The following is a 16,211-nucleotide window of genomic DNA, read 5'->3' as shown; positions in this document are numbered from 1 at the left end:
GGTGGCAAAGAAAAAAGGCTTACTTTTTGGTGACGCCTTCGCGGCTGATAACGCAGCGGATGTCTTCAGCCACGGGTAAGTGATAGGACTGGCAGAGCTGGACCAGGCGGGAAGTTGTCCGCTCGCCCAGGTAATCTTCCAGGGCCTTTAAGTCCAGGTTACTGGTTACCACCGTCGGCAGTTCGTTGATTAAACGATAGTTTATCAAGGAATAAATTTTATTACAGGTCCAGTCGGTATAATTGTGGGCACCCAGGTCATCAAGGATCAGGACAGCTACTTTACGGGCCGTATCGATGAGTTCTAGTTCCGTTTGACTGCCGTCCTGGGGCCGGCGGTCATAGGTGGCCCGGATGGCATCCAGCAAATCAGGAACAACGGTAAAAAGAACTTCTCGCCCGGCGGCCGTTAAGGCATTGGCAATGGCAGCGGCCAGGAAGGTCTTGCCGCTACCCACTGGCCCGAAGATAAAGAGGCCGCGGCCACGGGTTTCCTGGCGGTAGGTGGCAACGAAACGCCGGGCTGCTTCCAAGCAGCGGCGCGCGCTTTCGTAATAAGTAGTACCCGTAAGTTCATCGTTTAAGGTACGGGAGTAATACTTCAGGTCAAAGTTCTGGAAGGTGTACCTGCTCAACTGGGGTGCCAGGTTGGCTGCCCGCAGGCGGTTTTGCCAGGCCTTTTGCTGCATGCAACGGCAGCGGTAAGCCCGGCCGTCGCGGATGATGAGGCCCCGGTCCTGGCACAGGGAGCACTGGTAAGCCGGCAACTCCAGCGGCTCTTCCTGGCCTTTATTTTTCATAATTAATTGAGCTGGAATATGTATCCTTTCCATGGGCAGGCCTGTAACCCTCCTTAACCTTCCGGGTTAAGCCGGTAGAGATCGCGGTATTTATCCTTTCTGGTAGAAGAACTGGCAGGGCGAGTAGAACGGGTTTTCTTTGTTTTTACCTTTTCATCATAGGCCATAGCTTCGGCAACGGTACGGATATTATGGCGCTGCCAGTCCCTTAAAATGGAGTCGATATAACGGAAGTTGACGATGCCCCTTAATACGGCCCGGCGCAAGGCTTCCTGTAATAATTCGACCGGCATCTGGTCATCCTGGCACCAGGCTTTCAGCTGCTCGCTTTCCAGGGGGGACAGGGGACGGCCAAACTCCTTTTCAAAAGTCCGGTACAACTCTCCCTGCCGGGCTGCAGTGGCAGCCGTTTCCTTTTTTACCTCAGTAACTGTATGGTAATCCCCTAGAGCTAGTTGAATTAATTTAGTCCAGAGGGGTGTAAAGGAAAAGGTATTTTGCCAGCGGCCCAGGGAAGGATGGTAATAGGGTTCGACCGCCAGGAGTTTTTTTTCAATAATAGAAGCAATTAGATTCTTAACTTCTTCGCTGTCCAGGCTCATGTACTGGCTGATCTTTTCCGGGGTGGGAAAACGTTCCTGCTCCACCTGGCGCCAGTGCAAGAGGTGGATTAAAACCATCATTTCCGTTTCTGTCAGGCCCAACCGGGCGTAAAACTTGACGAGCAGGTCAGGGATAACCAGACTGCCTGCTTCTAACATGGCTGTTGCCAGCGCCTGGTAACCATCATTGCTGGCCATACCTGCCCCTCCCCCTGGTAACTCCTAGCAGTACTTCTATTATACCATCGATAATACTCCCGGCCAAATTTAATCAAGGATTGTTAGGGGCATTGCTCATAGCTAATTATAGATTATAATTATCTTAGTTAAATGGAGGTAAAATCCCATGGAAGTGGTTGCCCTCATTGGTCCTAGCGGCAGCGGCAAAAGTCACCGCGCCCTGGCAGTTGCCCGGGATTATGCCGCCGAAGCCATAATTGACGACGGTTTGCTTATCCAGGGGAGTCGTATTCTGGCGGGAGTTTCGGCCAAGGAACAGCCGACGCGGGTAGGGGCCATCAGAACGGCCCTTTTCAGCGACCCTGACCACGCCCGGGAAGTCCAGGAGAGACTGGCGGCCATTGCTCCCCGGCGCCTCCTGGTGATCAGCACCTCTCGGGAAATGGCAGAGCGCATAACCAGCCGCCTGCAGCTGCCGCCGCCCTCCATCTGGGTGGATATCACCGAAGTGGCTACGCCGAAAGAGATTGCCCGCGCCCGGCAGATTCGTAGCCAGCTTGGGAAACACGTCATCCCGGCACCCACCGTGGAAGTCAAGCCGCGCTTTAACGGGCCTTTTATCGAACCGTTAAAAACTTTTTTGCGCCGGCGCCAGGCACCGCCGGGAAAAAAGAAAAACCTGTGGGTGGAACAGACCACCGTCCGGCCGACCTTTAACTCCCTGGGCCATTTCTATATTGCCCATAATGCAGTGGCGCAGCTGGCTGTTTACCTGGTAACCGCTGCCGGCCTGGCTAATCCTCGCGTCCAGGTGGAAAACAGGAATGGCAATCTGGTGGTAAACCTGGAGGTTGCCGCTCCTTACGGTGTTTACTGGCCTCCCCTTCTGAGGGCTGCGCAAAAACGGGTAAAAGCAATGATTACAAATATGACAGCCCTGGAAATTGAGGCTGTCAATATTACGGTTCGCGGGATTAAATTTGCCGATGACCGGCTCTAGCTGGCTTTTTCGTCCAGGTTCTGGTTTAAAAGAGCCGCTATTTGCTGCAGTTTATGATTGACGCCGGCATAATCCTGCCGGGCAAAACCTGCTTCTACCAGGGCCTTGAGCTGCACCAGGATGCGCTGGTAGATGGCTTCGGCTTCGGCGGCTGCGGCGCGGGCCGTCAGGGTAGCCGGCGAGGCTGCCGGCAGGCTTTCCGCTAGCGGCAGGAGTTGAGCGGCAGCCAGCCATTGCGGGACTTCTGTAGCCAGGCCCAGCTCAGCAGTTACCAGGCTGGCGAAATCCCTGGCTGCTTCTTCTTCCCCGTGGGTTATAAAAACTTTGCGGGGGGGCCGGGCAAAGGATTTAAGCCATTTTAATAAACCCGCCTGGTCGGCATGGGCGGAAAAGCCGTCAAGACTGACAATTTCAGCCCGTACGGCAATTTCTTCGCCGTGGATGCGTACCCGCTTCTCCCCGTCGAGCAGGCGCCGCCCCAGGGTACCGGCTGCCTGGTAGCCTACCAGGAGGACTGTACTTTCCGGGCGCCAGAGGTTGTGTTTCAGGTGGTGCTTGATGCGGCCGGCGTCGCACATGCCGCTGGCCGCAATGATGATGGCTCCTCCCTGGATTTTATTGATAGCCATGGATTCCTCGGCGGTGCGGCTTAAGTGCAGCCCCGGCAGGTAGAAGGGACAGGTGGCGCCGTCATTACTTAACTCTTTGGTTTCAGCATCAAAATAATCCTGGTGGCGGCAGAAGATCTCGGTGGCAGCCACTGCCAGGGGGCTATCGAGATAAATTTTGTCTACCTTAATGGCTTCCTGGCGCAGGAGGACATTAAGAGCATAGAGGAGGTCCTGGGTACGCTCCACGGCAAAGGCGGGGATAACCAGGTTACCTCCCTTTTTCATGGTTTTGATGATTACTTCTTTCAGGCGCTCAATTTTGTCCCCCTGGACGTTATGGTGGCGGTTGCCGTAGGTAGACTCCATGACCAGGTAATCGGTGGACTCAATGGGCGCCGGGTCATTGACAATGGGTTGTCCCGGGTTACCTAAATCGCCGGAAAAGGTAACCTTTACTTCTTGGTCCCCATCGCGCACCCAGATTTCCGCTATCGCTGACCCCAGGATATGACCGGCGTCCTGGAGGCGCAGGCGAAAGCCCGGTAAAATCTCCTTTTCTTCTTTATAATCCAGGGCCTGAAAATGCTCCAGGCAGGCAGCCGCCTGGGCGGCGGTATAGATGGGGGTTAAAAGGGGCAGGCCGGCACGGCTGTTTTTCCGGTTTTTGCGCTCAACCTCCATTTCCTGGATATGACCGCTGTCCGGTAGCAGGACGCCGGCCAGCTCGGCGCTGGCCGGCGTGGTGAATACCGGCCCCTGGAAGCCCTGCAGGTAAAGCTTTGGGATCAGGCCGCAGTGGTCGATGTGGGCATGGGTGAGGACCAGGGCATCGATACTGGCCGGATTAAAGGGAAAAGGTCCATAGTTGCGTTCTTTAATGGCTTTGGAACCCTGGAAAAGCCCGCAGTCAATAAGGAGGCGGTGCCGCCCGTTATCGAGAAGGTAGCAGGAGCCTGTTACCGTCCCGGCAGCACCGTAGAAATGTAAATTGATCATCTTTCCTCTCCCTGTTCTAATTTTTTGCCGACCTCTGAGTTTCGCCTCCAAGGTCTGTTACGCGTGGGCCACGGCCCGATGCTTGAAGGCCAGGCGCCGTGCGACAAAGTGTTCCATCCGGTTCATGGCTTCCGTCAGCTCGGCCAGGGAAGTAGCGTAGGAACAGCGGATAAAGCCTTCCCCGCTGCTGCCAAAGGCCGGGCCGGGGACGACGGCTACCTTTTCTTCTTTCAGGAGTTCTTCGGCAAATTGGGTGGACGTTAAACCCGTAACTTTAATAGATGGGAAAACGTAAAACGCGCCCCGGGGTTCAAAACACTCCAGGCCCATTTCCCGCAGGCGACTGACGACCAGGCGGCGGCGCCGGTCATACTCGGCCACCATCCGCTCCACATCCTGGCGCCCGTGGCGCAGGGCCTCCAGGGCGGCCATCTGTCCCATCACCGGCGCACAGAGGATGGTATACTGGTGAATCTTGACCATGGCGGCCAGGAAGTCGGGGTGGGCGGCCACATAACCCACCCGCCAGCCGGTCATGGCAAAGGCCTTGGAAAAGCCGCTGACCAGGATGGTCCGTTCCTGCATGCCGGGGAGGGCGGCAAAGGACCGGGGCGGGCCGTCATAGCGCAACTCGGCATAGATTTCGTCGCTGATCACCAGCAGGTTATACTTCTTTACCAGGGAGGCGATAGCCTGCATTTCGGCCTCATCAAGGACGGCACCGGTGGGGTTGTTAGGAAAACACAGGATGAGGACCTTGGTACGGGGTGTGACATATTTTTCCAGCTGCGCCGCCGTCAAGGCAAATTCATCAGCCATGGTAGTTGGCACCGTGACGGGAACGCCACCGGCCAGCTGGGTGATGGGCCGGTAGGAAACATAACAGGGCTCGGGGATCAGGACTTCGTCGCCAGGATTGATGACCGTCCGCAAGGCCAGGTCAACAGCTTCGCTGGCACCAATGGTGACCATGACTTGCTTCTGGGGATCGTAACTTAAGCCAAAACGTTCCGCCAGGTAGTCGGCTATGGCCTGGCGTAATTCGGGCAGGCCGTAGTTGGAGGTATACATGGTATAACCCCGCTCCAGGGATTGGACGCAGGCTTCCCGGATGTGCCAGGGCGTGACAAAATCCGGTTCCCCCACGCCCAGGGAAATAACCCCGCGGGTGCTGGCTACCAGGTCAAAAAAGCGACGGATGCCGGAAGGTGGTATATTTTTGACAGTAGGATTGATAAAGCGCTGGGCCTCAAAACCGTAAGTAATGGTCATGGTTGCAACACCTGCCTCCGGTCTGCTTCTTGATCCTCAAAAATAACCCCATCCTGTTTATATCTTTTCAGGATAAAATGGGTAACTGTACTCTGGACGTGTTCCAGGGTAGCCAGCTTCTGGGAGACAAAGGTGGCCACTTCCTTGAGACTCTTTCCCTGGACCAGGACGGAAAGGTCATAGCTGCCGGACATTAGGAAAACGGATTTTACTTCCGGGTAACGGTAGATACGGCCGGCAATCTCGTCAAAGCCCACATCCTGCTGGGGCGTTACCTTAACGTCGATTAAGGCCGCCACCTCTTCTGCGCCGGCCTTTTCCCAGTTAATCAGGGTATGGTAGCGTAAAATAATTTTTTCCTGCTCCATGGCGGCTATTTCTTTAGCTACCTGGTCTACCGGCAGGGCTAACATAATGGCTATTTCTTTAGCGGTCAATTTACCGTTATTTTCCAGTAATTCGAGTATTTTTTTACGCATGGATAAACCTCCGTATGATATATGAAAACCTCCCGCCCCGCAAAGGGACGGGAGGTTTTATTCCCGCGGTACCACCCTCATTGGTCTCGTACGACCCAGCTCTGTAGCGCCTTTGTTAATGCGCTTTGGCCGTTAACGGGGCCAGCGTCCTACCCTTGGGGGATAAATCCTTCAGGCGGCGGCTCCGGGGTGGCTTTCGACAGGTCTGCTACCGGGCTTGCACCCTCCCCGGTTCGCTGGTGAGCAGGGGGCCTGCCTACTCTTCCCTTCACTGCCTTTAACCTTGCTGTAAATTTTAATGCTATTGTAGCACTGGCCTGGCTGCTGTGTCAATAATAAATTAAGTAAGCTGGCGCCAGCTGGCTTCCCGTCGCAGGCGGCGGGCCAAATAGGCCGGATTGGCCAGTTCATCGGCGGCCACTTTGCGAATGCTGATCCCCTGTTGGCGACAGTAAAATTCATGGCGCCAGTCATAGCGCATACCGTCCGGCTCAAAGCCTAGCTGCAGGCGGGGCAGGAAAAAGGGAATTTTTCCTCCCCGGGTCTCATAGTTGGTAATTACTTCTTCGTCCGGGTACGCCTGGAGGAGGGCCAGGCGCAGGGCTTCCAGGGCCTGATTGCCGGAAGCGGCGCCGGCCGGGGCGGCTGAGGACGCTGTTTCACTCTCCGGGGAGGTCATGTCGTCTTGCCGGCCGACCGGCAGGAAGTTATCTTCTCCGGTACTTACGGGTCCGGGAAGCGGTTCATTTACCGGTTCTCCGGATGTATCGCTAGGTGTTGCTTCTAGCGGAGGCTGGTCTGCAGCTACTTCCACTGCTTGCGCGGCCGGGGATGCCGAATTTGCCGCATCAACTGTTTCACCCGGGGCAGCAGGTTTACTTTCCTCACTGGGAGCATGTTCCTTTCCCTTTTCCTCCCGGGCCTTAAAGTAACGGGCTGTTCCTTCGCTAATTATATACTGTATATCCCGGGGAAAGTTGCCAAAGCTCTGCAGGATACGACGGTCTGGTAGACGCTGGGCAACCAGTTGCTCAAGTAAAGCCTGGAGATGCTGTTCCCGTCCTTCGAGGACTTCCAGGAGCAAGTCACCCATTTCCTGAACCATGGCGATACCGCGGGCCAGTTGTTCTACGCGGGCAGATTCATCTTTAAGGCTTATGGATATGGCACATTGAACCAGTTCATCGACACGCTGCAGGATTTCATTTTCCAGCCGGTTATTGCGCAATCTCCCCACCTCCTGGCAGCTCTTCCTCCCATCAATATATGCGGCCAGGTTACCGGCAAGAACTGCAGGCCAGTAAAAAAACCCGGGGTGCAAACCCGGGGTCAAAATTTATTCCGCCTTGGGCCGGGGGTAAAGGCCGGCTTCCTGGACGATGGTGGGGATGATTTCTTCCCACATCACGGCCATAATGTGTACGCCGGCTACCCCTTCAATGGTCTTGAGGTGTTTAATCTGTTCGACACATATGGCCACCCCTTCGGCCTTGGGGTCGGCAGCTTTTTCCATCCGGTTAACAATTTCATCGGGAACGATCATCCCGGCTACCGACTGCTGCATATATTTAGCGGCTTTGGCAGACTTCAGGGGCATGACGCCGGCAATGATATGGGCTTTTTTATGCAGGCCCCTTTCCCTGACCATGGCCATGAAACGCTCGAAACGCTCCATATCAAAGATGCACTGGGTCTGGATGAAGTCGGCGCCGGCGTTGATTTTCTTTTCCAGCCGCAAGACCCGGAACTCAAAGGGATCGGCGAAAGGATTGGCAGCGGCGCCGATGAAGAACCTTGGTTCATTGCCCTTCAGTTCTTCCCCGCAGGCAAATTTTTTCTCGTCCCGGAGGTCCTTGACGATTTTAATGAGCTGCAGGGAGTCCACATCATGGACGTTTTTGGCCGTCGGGTGGTTGCCAAAGGACTGGTGATCCCCCGACAGGCAGAGGACGTTGCGCATTCCCAGGCTATAGGCCCCCAGGAGGTCGCTCTGCAGGGCGATGCGGTTGCGGTCCCGGACCGTCATCTGGATAATAGGCTCGCCCCCTGCCTGGAGGACGTGGACACCGGCAGCAATACTCGAGAGGCGGACAATGGCCGTCTGGTTGTCCGTCAGGTTCATGGCATCCACATAGTCTTTTAACTGGGCGGTATGTTTTTTGATGCCCTCGGGGTTGGCGTGTTTGGGCGGGCCGATCTCACCGCTGACCACAAAATGACCCTGGGAAAGGAGTTTTTCCAGTTTGCTTTCTGTTTTCATGCCAGCCTCACATCCTCTCGTACCACTTTCCGGGGACCGCCGTCCCGGGACTTGGACCAGTCCTTGGGTGGCTGGATTTCCATGAGGAGATCCAGTTTACCCAGGGCCTGCATCCGGTCGTAGATGAGCTGCCAGGCACAGGGGGTTTCCGGGTTAACCTCACACTTTCCATTCTGGGAACCGCCGCAGGGCCCGTTTAAAATGCTCTTGGAGCAACGGATAATGGGGCAAATACCCCCGGTTTTATAGAGGATACACTCGCCGCATAGCCCGCAGCGCTCTTCCCAGACGCCGTGCTCAACGGTGCCGCCGGCGAACTTGGTGTTTAAGGCCGGTACCACCCATTTATTATAGCGTTCGGCCAGGAACTGGACGCCGACACCGCAGGCCAGGGAAACGATGGCATCGACATCGTCGGTAACGTATTTTTCCAGCATATCCACGTATTCAGGGTCACACTGGCGGGTCAGGGTAACCTCCACTGTTTCCAGAGGGTTGCCTTCCTTTTGCCTCAGCAGCCGCAAAGCGGCGGCCAGGATCCCGGTTTCCTTTTCCCCGCCGGCCAGGCAAACGGTCACGCAGCCGCCGCAACCGACTACCAGCACCTTTCTGGCCTCTTGAATCAACCCGGCAACCTCGGCCAGGGGTTTACCCTCAGCGATAATCATTCCTGCTCACCTGCTTTCATCGAATTTGCAGATGCATATTTTTTATTTAACGGGCTGGGACCTAATTTACGGATACGCTCGGTAAACTCCCGGGCAATTTCCGCAAAACGCGGTCCCATGGCCGCCGAGAGGTTGTACATCTCCAGGCGCTCACCGCCGATGCCGATCTCGTCCAGGATTTTTTTCGCCTGCTGGACCCGGCGTTTGGCCCGGAAATTCCCCTTCAAGAAGTGGCAATCGCCTTCCATGCAGCCCAGGACATAGACACCGTCGGCACCGTCTTCGAAGGCTTCCAGCAGGACCCGGACGTCGGTCTTCCCGGAACAGGGCATCTCAATTACCCGGATGTTGGCCGGGTACTGCAGGCGCAAGGATCCGGCCAGGTCGGCGGCTGAATAGGCACAGTAGTAGCAACAGAAGGCTATAATTTTTGGTTCAAACTCCTGCAATTGACTACACCTCCCCGAAGAGGCCGGCTACCTTGGCCAGCAGCTGGTCATCTTTATAGAACTGGAGCTGGATGGCCTTGGCCGGGCATTCACCGGCACAGGTACCGCAGCCCATACACTGGACGGCATTGATTTCGGCCACGTTACGCTCATTAATGCGCGGGACGCTGTAGGGGCAGACCCGGACGCAGGTCAGGCAGGCAGCGCACTTGTTTTCATCGACCACGGCTACCACGCCGCCTACCATCAGGTTTTCCCGGCTCAAAATGGTACAGGCCCGGGCCACGGCACCTTGGGCCTGGGCAATGGCTTCACTGGCGAATTTAGGCGCATGACCGGCACCGCAGAGGAAAATCCCGGCCGAGGGGAAGTCAATGGGCGCCAGCTTGGCATGGGTCTCGACATAGAATTTATCTTCATTTAAAGGTAGTTTCAGCATGGTAGCCAGTTTTTCCACCCCGTCCGGGGCCACGGCACCCGTGGCCAGCACCAGCTGGTCGGGCCAGAGCACCAGGTCTTTGCCGGAATCGGAATCCTTAACTAAAACCTCCAGCAGGCCGATGTCCCGCCGGCGCACCTCAGGTGGTCTTTCCGGCTCATAGTGGATAAAGAGGATGCCCTGCTCCCGGGCCTGGCGGTAATAATCCTCCATGAAGGCATAGGTGCGGATGTCCCGGTAAAGGACGTAAACTAAAGCTTCAGGATTGCGCGTTTTTATGGCCAGGGCGTTTTTAATGGTCTGGGCGCAGCAGGTGCGGCTGCAGTAGGGGTGCTCGCCATCCCGGGAACCAACGCACTGGATAAAGACTACCTGTTTGTTCTTGCCGGCATCCCAGTGGCCGTCGGCCAGGGCCTGCTCCAGCTGGGTATTGGTTACCACCCGCTCGTCCTGGCCATAGAGATAAGCGTCGGTTTTTAACTCCTGGCTGCCGGTAGCGACGATCACCACGCCGTGTTCCAGCTTACATGTACGGCGCAGGTGTTCTTTACCAGGTTCACCAACAAGGGAAATGGTGGTGGTAAAGTGTCCCTGGTGGCCGCCAAAGTCTTCCAGGCGGGCACTGGTGTACACCTGGATACGGGGGTTGGCCCGGACCCTGGCGATCAGGTCTTTTAACAGGGCCTGGAGGTCTTCCCCTTCTAGGGTGGTCCGTAAATGCCGGACCTGTCCACCCAGTTCAGCTTCCCGTTCGACGATAATGGCGTCAAACCCCTGTTCGGCGATATTTAACGCTGCTGTCAAGCCAGCTATGCCGCCGCCGATGATCAGGGCTCTCTGGATTACCGGTACCGGCTGCAGGTGTAAGGCTTCATGACGTTTAACCTTGGCTACCGCCATCCGTACCAGGTCAATAGCCTTTAAAGTGGCGCTGGCCGGTTCGTTGCGGTGTACCCAGGAACACTGGTCGCGGATATTGGCCATTTCAAAGTAGAACTGGTTTAAGCCGGCCTCCCTTAAGGCTTCCCGGAAAAGGGGCTGGTGGGTGCGTATGGTGCAGGAGGCCACTACCACCCGGTTCAGGTTGTATTCCTGGATGGCGTCTTTAATCTTCTTCAGGGTGTCCTGGGAACAGGTGTAGAGGTTATCCTCGGCATGGACCACTCCTGGGAGTTTGGCGGCAGCCTCAACTACCGCCTTGACGTCGACTACGCCGGCGATATTAATGCCGCAGTGGCAGATAAAGACACCAACCCGCGGTTCTTCCTGGCTCACGTCCCTCTCCGGCGGGTATTCCTTGGGCGTGACCAGGGTATTGCGGCCCGAGGCTATGGCGGCACCGGCTAAAGATGCGGCAGCGCTGGCATTGACTACCGTTTCCGGGATGTCCCGGGGACCCTGGAAGACGCCGGCCACATAAACGCCTGGCCGGGTAGTGGCTACCGGCTGGAAGGGTAAGGTCTTAGCAAAGCCATAAGGATTAAGCTCAATACTGGCAACGGCCGCCAGTTTTTCCGCGCCGGCCGGTGGCCTGACGCCTACCGCTAAAACAACCATGTCAAACTCTTCCCGGATTATCCTGCCGTCGGTATAGTACTGGATAATAAGGTTTTTGGTCTGCGGGTCTTCTTCCACCCGGGAAATCATAGCCCGCACATAACGCACGCCGGCGGCTTTAGCCGCTTCGACGTAGCGGTCGAAGTTTTTACCGTAGGCGCGGATATCCAGGTAAAAAATGGTCGGCTCAATATTGGCGTCATGTTCCCGGGCAATAATGGCTTCTTTGGTGGAATACATGCAGCAGATGGCCGAGCAGTAAGGGCTGCCTTCCCCCTCGCAATCCCGGGAACCGACGCACTGGATGAAGGCCACCTTTTTGGGCGGCCGGTGATCGGAAGGCCGTACCACGTGGCTTTCCGTGGGGCCGGTGGCGCTGAGCAGCCGCTCAAACTCTAGGCTGGTCACCACATTGGCATAATAACCGTAACCGTATTCGCCGGCCAGGGTGGCATCAAAGAGTTCATAGCCGGGGGCCAGGACCAGGGAGCCAACCTTGAGTTCTACTACCTTTTCCTGCTGCCAGTGCTCGACGGCCTTTTTCTTGCAGACGGCTTCACACTGGAGACATTCCGAGCAGATGCCGCAGTTCAGGCAGCGTTTGGCCTCTTCTATGGCTTCTTCCGGGGTAAAGCCCTGGTAGACTTCCCGGAAATCCTGGATGCGCTCTGCTACCGGGGCCATGGCCTGGACTTTGCGCCGGCCGGGGAAGGGTATAACATTGGGCGGCGGGTCCAGCTTGGGTTCTTTTTCCAGGGAACGGCCGGCAGCCAGGTCTTCGCCCTGGAGGTACCGCTTGACGGATTCTGCTGCTTCGTGGCCGCTGGCTACGGCTTCCACTACCGAGGCGGGCCCGCGGACGATGTCGCCGCAGGCAAAGATGCCGGGGACGCTGGTAGCCAGGGTCAGGGGATCGGCAGCAATCAGGCCGCGGCTGGTGGCTATGTTACCGTCTTCGCTTAAGAAAGAAAGATCGGCAGCCTGGCCGATGGCCAGGATAATGGTGTCGGCAGCCAGGGTTTGGGTAACTTCCGGGTTATACTGGGGATTAAAACGGCGTTCTGCATCGAAAACCCGGGTACACTGCATTAGTTCAATACCGGTGACCCGGCCCCCTTCGCCAAGGAAACGTTTGGGACCCCAGGAAGGATGGATGATGATGCCTTCTTCCAGGGCTTCTTCAATCTCCCAGGGGTGGGCCGGCATTTCCTGCCGGGATTCCAGGCAGGCCAGGTGGACTTCCCTGGCCCCCAGGCGTCGGGCCGTCCGGGCTACGTCAATGGCTACGTTACCGCCGCCGATGACAACAACCCTTGCTCCTACGTCGGGCCGGCCGCCCAGGGCGGTTTCCCGCAGGATAGCTACTCCAGGTAGAATACCCTTTAAATCGGCACCTTCCAGCTTTAACATCCGGCTCTGTTGCAGGCCGATGGCGATAATGACGGCGTTGTACTGCTTTTGCAGTTCCGCCAGGGTAATATCTTTGCCGACAACGGTATTGGGCACAAACTTAATGCCTAAAGCGAGAATGCGCCCGGTTTCCCGGTCGACTACCTCCAGGGGAAGGCGATAGCGGGGAATGCCGCCTCGCAGCATGCCGCCGGGCTGGCTCAAGGCGTCGTAAACGGTAACCTGGAAGCCTGCCAGGGCCAGGTCCTGGGCGGCTGTCAGGCCAGCCGGGCCCGCGCCGATGATGGCGACTTTTTCTTGCCTGGCGGGAAGCTCCGGCCTCTGTTCCTTTTCCCGGGCTGCTTCAGCTTCCCAGCCATAGTCATAGGCCGCCCTTTTCAAAGTGGCAATGGCAATGGGATCGTCAAACTGTCCCCGGTTGCATTCGGTTTCGCAGGGGTGGTGGCAGATGCGGCCGCAGATGCCGGCAAAGGGCATCCGGCGGTGGACAACTTCCAGGGCCTCGGCAAATTTACCCTGGGAGATCAGGGCCACATAACCCTGGGCATTGGTACCGGCCGGGCAGGCGCTGCGGCAGGGAGGCGTACCCCTTTTGGTAATCAGGTATTTATTGGGTACCGCCTGGGGAAACATCTTGTGAATGGCCTTCCTGCTGCCCATATTCTGATTATACTCATTGGGAACAGACACCGGGCAGACCTGCTCGCAGTCGCCGCAGGCGGTACATTCCTCAATATTAACGTAGCGGGGTTTTTCCCGGATCTGGACGGTAAAATTACCCTTTTCCCCTTCTACTTTCTCCAGGGAGGCGCATGTATGCAGGCGGATATTGGGATGGTTTAAGGTATCCGTCATCCGGGGCCCCAGCAGGCACATGGCACATTCATTGGTGGGGAAGGTTTTGTCCAGCTGGGCCATACGACCGCCTATGGAAGAACTTTCTGTCACCAGGTGAACCAGGTAGCCTGCATTAGCCAGGTCAAGGGCCGACTGCATACCGGCAATACCGCCGCCGAGGACCAGGACCGAACCTACGGCCGGGACATTTTCCTGCTTTTCATTCATGGCGTCTCACAACCTTTCTGCTAGGAGGCTACCAGCAACCCCTGCTGCCGTAAAAGGGGCAGGGGATCTACTAAATGTTTCTTTAACCAGGGAGCGGCATCCAGCCCCAGGGCCAGGCCGATGATTTCGGTAATGAAAAAGACGGGTAGAGGTTCTGCGCCGGCCGGCTGGCGGCTGTCCAGGTTAGTCTGGCACAGGGGACAGGCCGTCACTATGGCTGCAGCTCCGGCATAGCGAGCAGCAGCTACAATTTTTCCCACCAGTTGCTCCACAAGTTGCGGCTGGGGAATGGCGAGACTGGCCCCGCAACACTCGTTTTTATGGGTCCAGCCTACCGGAGTGGCACCGCACCGGGCCAGGAGCCGGTCCATCAGCCGGGGCTGTTCAGGATTAGCTTCAAAACTGGCTACTTTGGGTGGCCGGGTCAGCAGGCAACCGTAGTAGGCAGCCAGGGGGAGGCCGGCCAGGCTTTTTTTTGCTTTCCCATCCAGCAGAGCCTGGAGGCGGGGATCGGCCAGCATGTCTACGACATGGCGCACCCGCACCTCTCCCCGGTATTCCCGCCCCAGGATTTGACCTGCCTGCCGGTTGAGTTCCCGGGCTTCCTGGCTGCCGCCGGCCATAAAGGCCTGGGCCGCTTTTAAGGAGTTATAACAGGCGGCACAGGGTACCAGCAAATCGTTACCGGCAGCCTCAGCCAGGACCAGGTTATGCAGGGGTAAGGCATGGCTCAGGTAACTGTTAAGGGAATGGCCGGAGGTGGCGCCGCAACAGCACCAGTCGCCCAGTTCCTGTAACTCCACTCCCAGGGCTTTAAACACGGCTTCGGTGGAGGCGGAAAATTCAGCCGCCGTCGAGTGCAGGGAACAGCCCGGGTAATAACTTAATTTCATGCCTGTCCCCCCTTTTCCCCTTGCCACAAGGCCCGGAAGCGAGCTTTATTTTTAAGCCCTTCGGGTAAAAGCCGTAGTTTACCGCGGCGGAACATTTTCAGCCCCAGGGGGACATCCTGGAAATAGGTGCCTGTTTTCATCTTAAAGGCGATCATCATCCCCAGTTCATGGACCCGGCCTTTGCTTTTAACCGAAGCCAGGAAGGCCTGGTGGAAGGCAGCCACTTCCGGCAGGGCCGGCTGGACTCCTTTAGCCAGGGCCCGCTGCTTCAAAGCGTCGTTAATAGCGGCAATGTCGATGCCGTTGGGACAACGGGAAACACAGGTCCGGCAGGCAGCACATTGCCAGATGGTTTTGCTTTTTAAGAGTTCTTCTTCCAGACCAAGCTGCACAAAGCGTACTACCTGGTGGGGCATCAGGTCCATGGCCATCGTGACCGGACAGCCGGCAGTACATTTATGGCACTGGTAACAACGGCTGACAGGTTGACCCGATTGCCTGGCCACCGGAGCAACAAGCTGGTGGGAAGGCATAATTTGTTGCTCAGCCAATCCCCTTCCTCCTTCCTGCCCTAAAAAGAGAGGACCAGCGTTAAACCATACGCCGGTACCTCTCTCCACTTTACTGCAGTAATTTTCCCCCAGGTATCAACGTATTCCTGTAACGCTGTTCGCTATTGTAACAATTTCATTATTTTAGCTACTCCGTAATAAGCTTCGACGTTGTTGATAAAAATCCTACCTGGTTTTAAACATCTTGACAAAAGAATCACAGTAAACCGTCTGGTTGAGCAAAATTTCTGCTGCTGCCGCCGTTTCCATGAGGGCTTCGTCGCAGGCATCGGCAATGGCGGCATCCAGGCCGCAGGCCATGGCCATGGCCAGGAAAGTCCGGTTGATGAGGGGCCGGTTCTGGCAGTTCTGGGAGACGTTGCTCAAGCCCAGTACGGTCCGGGGGGCCGGGTCGGCCAGCATTTTAATCTGTTGCAGGGTTTTTAAAACCTCCGGGGCGTGATCCTGGGCGACATTGGCCGGGAGAATTAAGGGGTCAATATACAGGTCATCCATGGGCAGGCCGAATTCATCAGCCGCAGCTACCAGTTCCATGGCAAAGGCCAGGCGGGTGTCGCTATCCTTAGGGATGCCGGTTTTATTCATAGTGAGGCCAATGAGGGCTGCGCCGTGCTCCACGGCCAGGGGGAACAATTTTTCTATTTTTTCCCGTTCGGCATTGGTGGAGTTGATAATAACCCTGTTTTTGGCTTTTTTCAGTCCCGCTTCGATGGCCGCGATATTGGTGGAATCCAGGCACAGGGTTAGACTGCTGGCTTCCTGGGTGACCTCTACCAGCCATTCCATGGCACTGACCTTATCCTGGACGGCCGGCCCGACATTTAGATCCAGGGCGCGGGCGCCGCCTTCTTCCTGGCGGCGGGCCCATTCCTGTACGGGGGCCGGGTCCCGTTCCTGGATGGCCCGTTTAATGTCATTGAACATGCCGTTAATCCTTTCACCAATGATAAGCATGCTTT

The 16,211-nt window shown here is 56.6% G+C and carries 14 protein-coding genes; 1 reads left to right on the top strand and 13 read right to left on the bottom strand.

Annotation, left to right across the window (positions count from 1 at the left end; translation table 11 throughout):
* Positions 1-19: 19 nt before the first annotated feature.
* A complete protein-coding gene (locus tag MOST_RS12255) occupies positions 20-832 on the bottom strand; it encodes an ATP-binding protein (RefSeq protein ID WP_083476486.1) in 813 nt (270 codons plus the stop codon).
* Positions 833-852: 20 nt separating this feature from the next.
* The gene (locus MOST_RS12250; protein WP_054935878.1) at positions 853-1,599 is read right to left on the bottom strand and encodes a DnaD domain-containing protein; all 747 of its coding nucleotides are present in this window, start codon (positions 1,597-1,599) and stop codon (positions 853-855) included.
* 148 nt (positions 1,600-1,747) lie between these two features.
* Between MOST_RS12250 and MOST_RS12245 the strand changes: the two genes are divergently transcribed.
* Positions 1,748-2,581 (top strand): Asp23/Gls24 family envelope stress response protein, encoded by an 834-nt coding sequence (locus tag MOST_RS12245; RefSeq protein WP_054935877.1) that lies wholly within the window; start codon positions 1,748-1,750, stop codon positions 2,579-2,581.
* Here the strand turns inward: MOST_RS12245 and MOST_RS12240 are convergent.
* The 11 genes from MOST_RS12240 to MOST_RS12190 form a co-directional block, all read right to left on the bottom strand.
* Entirely contained in the window at positions 2,578-4,188 is a 1,611-nt protein-coding gene (locus MOST_RS12240) for an MBL fold metallo-hydrolase RNA specificity domain-containing protein (RefSeq protein ID WP_083476485.1), read from the bottom strand. The two genes, MOST_RS12245 and MOST_RS12240, sit on opposite strands and share 4 nt — an antisense overlap.
* Before the next feature lie 57 nt (positions 4,189-4,245).
* Positions 4,246-5,460: an aminotransferase class I/II-fold pyridoxal phosphate-dependent enzyme gene (locus tag MOST_RS12235; protein ID WP_054935876.1), complete on the bottom strand. Its 1,215-nt coding sequence runs from the start codon at positions 5,458-5,460 to the stop codon at positions 4,246-4,248.
* Complete coding sequence (locus tag MOST_RS12230) at positions 5,457-5,939, bottom strand: Lrp/AsnC family transcriptional regulator (protein WP_054935875.1); 483 nt, start codon at positions 5,937-5,939, stop codon at positions 5,457-5,459. Before MOST_RS12230 ends, MOST_RS12235 begins: the two co-directional genes overlap by 4 nt.
* Before the next feature lie 340 nt (positions 5,940-6,279).
* Positions 6,280-7,167 carry a hypothetical protein gene (locus tag MOST_RS12225; protein ID WP_106007188.1) on the bottom strand — a complete coding sequence of 296 codons (888 nt, stop codon included), beginning with the start codon at positions 7,165-7,167 and terminating at the stop codon, positions 6,280-6,282.
* Between the two features lie 108 nt (positions 7,168-7,275).
* Positions 7,276-8,199, bottom strand: a complete 924-nt coding sequence (locus MOST_RS12220) for a methylenetetrahydrofolate reductase (protein WP_054935873.1) — start codon at positions 8,197-8,199, stop codon at positions 7,276-7,278.
* Positions 8,196-8,867, bottom strand: coding sequence for a methylenetetrahydrofolate reductase C-terminal domain-containing protein (locus MOST_RS12215; RefSeq protein ID WP_054935872.1), 672 nt, complete (start codon positions 8,865-8,867; stop codon positions 8,196-8,198). Before MOST_RS12215 ends, MOST_RS12220 begins: the two co-directional genes overlap by 4 nt.
* Entirely contained in the window at positions 8,864-9,316 is a 453-nt protein-coding gene (locus MOST_RS12210) for a hydrogenase iron-sulfur subunit (RefSeq protein WP_054935871.1), read from the bottom strand. Before MOST_RS12210 ends, MOST_RS12215 begins: the two co-directional genes overlap by 4 nt.
* Before the next feature lie 4 nt (positions 9,317-9,320).
* On the bottom strand, positions 9,321-13,787 hold the full coding sequence (locus tag MOST_RS12205; RefSeq protein WP_054935870.1) for an FAD-dependent oxidoreductase: 4,467 nt from the start codon (positions 13,785-13,787) through the stop codon (positions 9,321-9,323).
* A gap of 20 nt (positions 13,788-13,807) precedes the next feature.
* Entirely contained in the window at positions 13,808-14,680 is an 873-nt protein-coding gene (locus tag MOST_RS12200) for a CoB--CoM heterodisulfide reductase iron-sulfur subunit B family protein (protein ID WP_054935869.1), read from the bottom strand.
* Positions 14,677-15,231 carry a 4Fe-4S dicluster domain-containing protein gene (locus tag MOST_RS12195; RefSeq protein ID WP_054935868.1) on the bottom strand — a complete coding sequence of 185 codons (555 nt, stop codon included), beginning with the start codon at positions 15,229-15,231 and terminating at the stop codon, positions 14,677-14,679. The genes MOST_RS12200 and MOST_RS12195 overlap by 4 nt, the downstream gene beginning before the upstream one ends.
* 186 nt (positions 15,232-15,417) lie before the next feature.
* Positions 15,418-16,206, bottom strand: coding sequence for a methyltetrahydrofolate cobalamin methyltransferase (locus MOST_RS12190; protein ID WP_054935867.1), 789 nt, complete (start codon positions 16,204-16,206; stop codon positions 15,418-15,420).
* Positions 16,207-16,211: the final 5 nt, after the last annotated feature.

This window comes from Neomoorella stamsii, assembly GCF_002995805.1.
GTDB lineage: Bacteria > Bacillota > DSM-521 > Neomoorellales > Neomoorellaceae > Neomoorella > Neomoorella stamsii.
Note: the sequence above shows the minus strand (reverse complement) of the source record. Positions and strands in the feature narration are given on the sequence as shown.

What these genes read in the sequence shown, in the direction of transcription:
- MOST_RS12250 (WP_054935878.1), bottom strand. Translation starts at nt 1,599, where the DNA reads ATGGCCAGCAATGATGGTTACCAGGCGCTGGCAACAGCCATGTTAGAA.
- MOST_RS12220 (WP_054935873.1), bottom strand. Translation starts at nt 8,199, where the DNA reads ATGAAAACAGAAAGCAAACTGGAAAAACTCCTTTCCCAGGGTCATTTT.
- MOST_RS12230 (WP_054935875.1), bottom strand. Translation starts at nt 5,939, where the DNA reads ATGCGTAAAAAAATACTCGAATTACTGGAAAATAACGGTAAATTGACC.
- MOST_RS12240 (WP_083476485.1), bottom strand. Translation starts at nt 4,188, where the DNA reads ATGATCAATTTACATTTCTACGGTGCTGCCGGGACGGTAACAGGCTCC.
- MOST_RS12205 (WP_054935870.1), bottom strand. Translation starts at nt 13,787, where the DNA reads ATGAATGAAAAGCAGGAAAATGTCCCGGCCGTAGGTTCGGTCCTGGTC.
- MOST_RS12255 (WP_083476486.1), bottom strand. Translation starts at nt 832, where the DNA reads ATGGAAAGGATACATATTCCAGCTCAATTAATTATGAAAAATAAAGGC.
- MOST_RS12235 (WP_054935876.1), bottom strand. Translation starts at nt 5,460, where the DNA reads ATGACCATTACTTACGGTTTTGAGGCCCAGCGCTTTATCAATCCTACT.
- MOST_RS12200 (WP_054935869.1), bottom strand. Translation starts at nt 14,680, where the DNA reads ATGAAATTAAGTTATTACCCGGGCTGTTCCCTGCACTCGACGGCGGCT.
- MOST_RS12245 (WP_054935877.1), top strand. Translation starts at nt 1,748, where the DNA reads ATGGAAGTGGTTGCCCTCATTGGTCCTAGCGGCAGCGGCAAAAGTCAC.
- MOST_RS12215 (WP_054935872.1), bottom strand. Translation starts at nt 8,867, where the DNA reads ATGATTATCGCTGAGGGTAAACCCCTGGCCGAGGTTGCCGGGTTGATT.
- MOST_RS12190 (WP_054935867.1), bottom strand. Translation starts at nt 16,206, where the DNA reads ATGCTTATCATTGGTGAAAGGATTAACGGCATGTTCAATGACATTAAA.